This is a genomic window from Streptomyces sp. NPDC006265, from assembly GCF_040613555.1.
Taxonomy (GTDB): domain Bacteria; phylum Actinomycetota; class Actinomycetes; order Streptomycetales; family Streptomycetaceae; genus Streptomyces.
This window is the reverse complement of record NZ_JBEXSH010000471.1, coordinates 1-6,960: the sequence shown is the minus strand read 5'-3', so window position 1 is coordinate 6,960 and position 6,960 is coordinate 1. Positions and strand designations below refer to the sequence as shown.

The window sequence follows — 6,960 nt, the reverse complement described above, 5'->3', positions numbered from 1 at the left end:
CGACACCTCCGACCGCCTGTACTTCGAGCCGCTGACGCTCGAGGACGTGCTGGAGATCGTGCACGCCGAGCAGCAGGCCGGACCGGTCGCGGGCGCACCGTAGACGGCGGGGCCCCGTTCGGCAGGCCGGGCGTCACCCTGACGGGGCAGCACATCGACGCCCTCGCGCGAGAGGCTGCCCGCCGCCGGGTCGAGCGGGGCGGCGGGCTGCCCGCAGCCGGGTCGAGCCGGACGCCCCCTGCGGCGGGCTTCCCGTCGGCGGGGCGCGTCGGGCACCCCCGCACGACAGACAGATGTCAGTGCGCGTGCACCCCGTTCGTCGCGGCGATCCGCTTCCACGACCTGGGCTGGGAGACGCCCTTGGCCCCCTCGGCCACCGCCGCGGCCCGGGCCGCCGGCACCCCCGGCTTCGACGGCTGGAACAGCCATGTGTCGAAGAGCGCGGCCAGCGGCTTGCCCGAGACCTCCTCCGCGTACCGCTGGAAGTCCGCCACCGAGGCGTTGCCGTGGGCGTACTTCGCCGGCCAGCCCTTGAGGATCGCGAAGAACGACTCGTCGCCGATCTTGTTGCGCAGCGCCTGCACGGCCAGTGCGCCACGGTCGTAGACCGCGATGTCGAACTGGTTCTCAGGGCCGGGATCCCCGGGCTTCACCGTCCAGAACGGGTCGTCGGCGGGGTGCGAGGCGTACACGTAGTCGGCGAGTTCCTGTGCCGTGCCCTCGCCCTCGTGCTCGGACCACAGCCACTGGGCGTACCGGGCGAAGCCCTCGTTGATCCAGATGTCCTTCCAGCCCTTGAGCGACACCTCGTCGCCGTACCACTGGTGGGCCAGCTCATGCACGACGACGGACACGTTCGACCCGTTGGCGAACTGACGAGGGCTGTAGAACGGCCGGGTCTGGGTCTCCAGCGCGTACCCGGTGTCCGTGTTCGGCACGTACCCGCCGAGCGCGCTGTAGGGATACGGCCCGAAGTACCCGGCCAGCCAGTCCGCGATCTCCCCGGTCCGTTCGATGCTCGCCCGCGCCGACCCGGCGTTCGCGCCGAGATCCTTGCTGTAGGCGTTGAGGACCGGGATGCCGCCCTCGGTCGTGCCGGTCGTGATGTCGAACTTCCCGACCGCGAGCGTGGCGAGGTACGTGGCCTGCGGCTTGTCGGACCGCCAGTTCCAGCGGGTCCAGCCGAGCTTCGAACTCGTCGACTGAAGCGTGCCGTTGGAGATGGCCTGTGTGCCGTCCGGGACCAGCACGGAGACGTCGTAGGTCGCCTTGTCGAGCGGATGGTCGTTGCCGGGGAACCACCACGCCGCCGCCTCGGGCTCGTTCGCCGCGACACCCCCGTCCGGGGTGCGGTGCCAGCTGGTGAAACCGAAGGCCTGCTTCGACGACGGCACCCCGCGGTAGCGCACGACGACCGTGACGGGCGCGCCCTCGGCCAACGGGGTCTTCGGCGTGATCTCCAGCTCCTGCTCGCCCGAGGTCCGCAGCGACGCCTTCGCCCCGTTGACCCGCACCTCGCCGACGTCCAGCAGGAAGTCCAGGTTGAAGCTCGTCAGGTCCTGCGTGGCGCGGGCCACGAGGGTCGCCTTGCCCTCCAGTTCGTCCGTGGCCGGCTGGTACTTCAGCCGGAGGTCGTAGTGGGAGACGTCGTATCCGCCGTTGCCGTAGGCCGGGTAGTAGGGGTCGCCGATACCCGGCGCGCCGGGGGAGCGGGGGGCGGCCGATGCCGGGATCGCCAGCAGGAGAGAGGCCGCTGCCAGGGCTCCCGGCGCGATGATTCTGCGGTGCACGCAAGGCTCCAAGTCGTAGGGTCCCGAGGTCTTCCGGGTCTGTCCGGAGCCTATTGACTCCCTGTGCCCCTGATCATGTCCATGGCCCCTGCTGTCACACGATCGCCATTCGGCCGCCATGAGACACCCGCCCCGAAGGCCCGTTTCGGACACGCCGGTCCGTCAGCTGCCCTCTTCTGAACAGGAGTTCACCGATGTACCGTCCGGCGCATGCCGAAACGCACGCGCTTCACGACCTGGAGACCGCTCGCGACGGCGGCCACGGCCGCCCTCTTGGCCACCCTGCTCACCCCGGCGGCCGCACAGGCCGCCCCGAGCGGGAGCGAACCCGCCTACTCCTACGAGGACGCCATCCGCGAGGCCGTCTGGGTGGACACCGGCCTCGACGGCGACCGTGACGGAAAGACCGACCGGGTCGCCGTCGACATCGTCCGCCCCCGCGAAACCGCCCGGCAGGGCCGCAAGATCCCGGTCATCATGGACGCCAGCCCGTACTACTCCTGCTGCGGGCGCGGCAACGAGAGCCAGAAGAAGACGTACGACGCGCAGGGCCGAGTCGCACAGATGCCGCTCTACTACGACAACTACTTCGTCCCGCGCGGCTACGCCGTCGTCGGCGTGGACCTGGCCGGAACCAATCGCTCCGACGGCTGCGTCGACGTCGGCGGCCGCTCCGACATCCAGTCCGCGAAGGCCGTCGTCGACTGGCTGAACGGCCGCGCGAAGGCCTACACGACCCGCACCGGCGCCACCCGCGCCCAGGCCGGCTGGACCAACGGACGCACCGGCATGATCGGCAAGAGCTGGGACGGCACCATCGCCAACGGCGTCGCCGCCACCGGCGTCAAGGGTCTGAAGACCATCGTCCCGATCAGCGCCATCTCCTCCTGGTACGACTACTACTTCCAGCAGGGCGCCCCCCTCTACGACTCCGGCCCCGAGTGGCTGTCGGACTACGTCGACAGCCCCGACGCCCGCGCCAAGTGCGCGGCCGTCCAGCAGAAGCTCGTCGACGGCGCACCGCGCACCGGCGACCGGACCCCGCTGTGGAGCGAGCGCGACTACGTGAAGGCCGCGCGCAAGATCAGGGCCAGCGTCTTCCTGGTCCACGGTATGCAGGACCTCAACGTCCGCATGAAGCACGTCGGCCCGTGGTGGGACGCCCTCGCGAAGAACGGCGTCGAGCGCAAGATCTGGCTGTCCCAGACCGGACACGTCGACCCCTTCGACTTCCGCCGCGGCGCATGGGTCGAGACGCTGCACCGCTGGTTCGACCACGAACTCATGGGCATCGACAACGGCATCGACCGCGAGCCCATGGCCGACATCGAGCGCGCCCCCGGCCAGTGGGACACCTCCCGGGTCTGGCCGCCCAGCGGCACCCGCACCGCCACCCTGCGCCCCGACCGGGGCACCCAGGCCGGCGTCGGCACCCTCGGCCTGCACCGCGGTCACGGCACCGCGAGCTTCACCGACGACCCGAAGCTGAGCGAGACGGACTGGGCCGCGCAGATCGACAAGCCGACACCGGAGAAAGCCGGGTTCGTCACGCGGCCGCTCACCCGGGACCTGCGCCTGTCCGGCTCCTCCGAGGTCACCGTCACCGCCACGCCCTCCACCCCGACGGCCCACCTCTCCGCCGTCCTCGTGGACCTCGGCCCCGCCACCATTCGCGACTACGCCGACGCGGGCGAAGGCATCACCACCCTCACCGAACGCACCTGCTGGGGGGCGAGCACTCCCGCGGACAGCTCCTGCTTCAAGGAGACGAGGGCGAAGACCGCCGACGTCGACTACACGGTCGTCAGCCGCGGCTGGGCCGACCTCGGCAACCACGCCTCCGACCACAAGGGTTCCCCGCTCACCCCGGGCAAGCGGTACACGATCACCCTCGATCTGGCGGCGACTGACCATGTCGTCCCGAAGGGCCACCGCCTGGCGCTGATCGTCGCGGGCACCGACCAGGGCCTCATCGACCCTCCCGCCGACAAGCCGAGGCTCACGCTGGACCTCTCCCGCACCTCGGCGCGCGTCCCGTTCGCCGGCGGAGCCGCCGCCTTCCCCCGCGCCACCACGGGTGCCGCGACCGCCACCCCCGATGCCACGTTCCTGGACGGCGTACGGGAGCCGCGCACCATCCACCGTGTCCCGGAGGGGATCCAGTGACCCGCGCAGGCGCCCTGATGACGACCACCGCGGCCCTCACGGCCTGCTTGGTCGCCGCACCGGCCCAGGCGGCCACCGATACCCCGCCCCGCACCGGCTTCGAGCAGTCGAACGGCGCCCGCTGGACCACCCAGCCCGAGGAGCAGGAGTTCCTCAAGGCCGTCGACCGGGCCGGCGGCCGCGTCTCCGTGACCCGCTTCGGCACGACGAAGCAGAACCGCCCGCTCCAACTGGTGCGGATCGGCAACCGCCAGAGCCCCGACAGGGTGCTGCTCGTCTGCAGTCAGCACGGCGACGAACCCTCCGGCCGCGAGGCCTGCCTGACCACCGTCCGCGACCTCGCCCACGCCCGCGACAGCCCCACCCGGCGCTTCCTGGACCGCACCACGGTCCTGGTCGTGCCCACCGCCAACCCGGACGGCCGGGCCGCGAACACGCGCGGCAACGGCGACGGCGTCGACATCAACCGCGACCACCTCGCCCTGCAGACCGCCGAAGGGCGCGCCCTGGCCGCCGTCATCCGCGACCAGCGCCCCGACATCGTCTACGACCTGCACGAGTACGGCGCCACACCCCGGTACTACGACAAGGACCTCTTCGACCTCTGGCCGCGCAACCTCAACACCCACGAGGCGGTCCACGAAGAGGCGCAGACCCTGTCCGAGGCGTTCGTTCGCCCCGCCGCCGACCGGGCCGGCCACTCGACCGGCACCTACGGTATCTGGACCGACCCGGAGACAGGTGAGCCGGTCAAGCAGGTCGCCGGAGACGGACAGGAGCGCATTCTGCGCAACATGTCCGGGGTGAAGCACTCCGTCGGGCTGCTCATCGAGAGCCGGGTGGACGCGCTCACCGACGCGGAGAAGGCGGACCCGGCCCTGAACAACCGTCGCCGGGTGGCCTCCCAACTCGATGCCCTCAAGGGCCTGTTCGGCTACACCGACCAGCGCCGCACCCGGCTCGAGGCGGCGACGGCCAGGGCCCGGCTCGCGGGCTGGGCCGACTCCGGTCCGGTCTACACCGGCGGCGCCGACAACGACCCGCCCGAATCGTCCGAAGTCATCCCTGACCCGCCCTGCGGCTACCGGCTCACCGCCGCCCAGTACGCCGAGGTGGGCGACGAACTCGCACTGCACGGAGTGCGCGTGCGCGAGGACGGCGAGGGCGTGCTCGTGCCCCTGCGCCAACCCCTGCGGGCGCTCGTGCCGTTGCTGCTCGACGACCGGGCCGATTACCACCTGACAGGAGGTTCATACGAAACCGCATGTTGAGAGGGGTGAAATTCCGCCACCCGTGGTAGCAGCGTTTACGGAGGGCCTACATCCTCCTCCGCTGTCCCGATGAAAGGTTCCGCCTGTGACGCAAGAACGACCAAGCGACAAGGACTCCCCGGAGGGAGCCGCGCTGCCGGGGTCGGAAGCGGGTCTGCCCGGTCAGGACCGGCCGCAGACCGATCGCATCGTCTTCGGCGTCACGGCGGTGCTCACCCTCGCCTTCGTGGTCTGGGGCGCCACCGCGACCGACTCGCTCGAAGATGTCTCCACCACGATGCTCGGCGGGCTGATGCACAACGGCGGCTGGGCGTTCATGCTCGCCGCCTCCGGCTTTGTCGTCTTCGCCCTCTGGCTCGCGATCAGCCGCTACGGACGTATCCACCTCGGCGCGGAGGGCGAGGAGCCCGAGTTCCGCACCGTGTCCTGGGTGGCGATGATGTTCAGCGCCGGCATGGGCATCGGCCTGATGTTCTACGGCGTGAGCGAGCCGCTGTCGCACTACGGCACGCCCCCGCCGGGCACCAACCCGGCCGACTCCGGCGAACGCATGGAGACGGCCATGGCCACCACTCTCTTCCACTGGACGCTCCACCCCTGGGCGATCTATGCGGTGGTCGGCCTCGCCATCGCCTACAGCACCTTCCGCAGGCGGCGCCGGCAGACCATCAGCGCCGTCTTCACGCCGCTCATCGGCAGGAAGAACGCCAACGGCGGCATGGGCCGGGCCATCGACATCCTCGCGATCATCGCGACCGTCTTCGGCTCGGCGGCCTCCCTGGGGCTCGGCGCGCTCCAGATCGGCTCCGGTGTGCAGGAGCTGAAGTGGATGGACGAGGTGAGCACCGGGCTGCTCGTCACGATCATCGCGGTGCTGACCCTGGCCTTCGTCGCGTCCGCCATCTCCGGTGTGGAGAAGGGCATCCAGTGGCTGTCCAACACCAACATGGTGCTGGCGCTGGTGCTCGCCCTGTTCGTGTTCGTGGCGGGCCCGGCCATCATCGTCCTCGACCTGCTGCCCACCTCCGTCTTCGCCTACCTCGGCGACCTGCCCCAGCTGGGCGGCCGCACCGAGGCGAGCGGCGGCGAGGGCGTGGCCGACTGGCTGGGCAGCTGGACGGTCTTCTACTGGGCGTGGTGGATCTCCTGGACGCCGTTCGTGGGCATGTTCATCGCCCGCATCAGCCGGGGCCGCACGATCCGCCAGTTCGTTGGCGGTGTCATCCTCGTGCCCAGCACGGTCAGCCTGATCTGGTTCGCGATCTTCGGCGGCTCGGCCATGAAGATGCAGGAGGAGGGGCGGCTGGGGAAGGAGGCGACCCCGGAGGGCCAGCTCTTCGACGTGCTCCAGCAGTTCCCCGTCGCCACCGCCACGAGTCTGCTGGTGATGGTCCTCGTCGGCATCTTCTTCGTCTCGGGCGCCGACGCGGCCTCGATCGTCATGGGCACCCTGTCGCAGAAGGGCGCGCTCGAACCGGGGCGGTTCGTCGTGGTGTTCTGGGGTGTGGTCACCGGCGCGGTGGCCGCGATCATGCTGCTCGTCGGCAGCGGCCAGGGCGACGCGCTGACCGGTCTGCAGAACCTCACGATTCTCGCGGCGGCACCGTTCGTCATCGTGATGATCTTCATGTGCGTCGCCCCCGCTCCACGTAGTCGATGTCCTCGGGGTCGATGTCGTCGCCCTCGTCGACCATGTCCACGTACATGGGGTCGGACTCGTCACGGAGGGCGGC

The 6,960-nt window shown here is 70.6% G+C and carries 4 protein-coding genes; 3 read left to right on the top strand and 1 reads right to left on the bottom strand.

The features are described from left to right. Window positions 1–296: 296 nt before the first annotated feature. Window positions 297–1,790 (bottom strand): M1 family metallopeptidase, encoded by a 1,494-nt coding sequence (locus tag ABZ281_RS30665; RefSeq protein WP_356660725.1) that lies wholly within the window; start codon window positions 1,788–1,790, stop codon window positions 297–299. 210 nt (window positions 1,791–2,000) lie between these two features. Here ABZ281_RS30665 and ABZ281_RS30660 point away from each other — a divergent pair, with 210 nt between their 5' ends. The 3 genes from ABZ281_RS30660 to ABZ281_RS30650 form a co-directional block, all read left to right on the top strand. Further along, window positions 2,001–3,956, top strand: coding sequence for a Xaa-Pro dipeptidyl-peptidase (locus ABZ281_RS30660; protein WP_356660723.1), 1,956 nt, complete (start codon window positions 2,001–2,003; stop codon window positions 3,954–3,956). Window positions 3,957–3,973: 17 nt separating this feature from the next. Then, the gene (locus ABZ281_RS30655) at window positions 3,974–5,227 is read left to right on the top strand and encodes a M14 family metallocarboxypeptidase (protein WP_356660721.1); all 1,254 of its coding nucleotides are present in this window, start codon (window positions 3,974–3,976) and stop codon (window positions 5,225–5,227) included. 85 nt (window positions 5,228–5,312) lie between these two features. Further along, window positions 5,313–6,960, top strand: a 1,648-nt coding sequence (locus ABZ281_RS30650; RefSeq protein ID WP_356660719.1) for a BCCT family transporter, incomplete at its 3' end; no start/stop codon positions are given.

What these genes read in the sequence shown, in the direction of transcription:
- ABZ281_RS30655 (WP_356660721.1), top strand. Translation starts at nt 3,974, where the DNA reads ATGACGACCACCGCGGCCCTCACGGCCTGCTTGGTCGCCGCACCGGCC.
- ABZ281_RS30660 (WP_356660723.1), top strand. Translation starts at nt 2,001, where the DNA reads ATGCCGAAACGCACGCGCTTCACGACCTGGAGACCGCTCGCGACGGCG.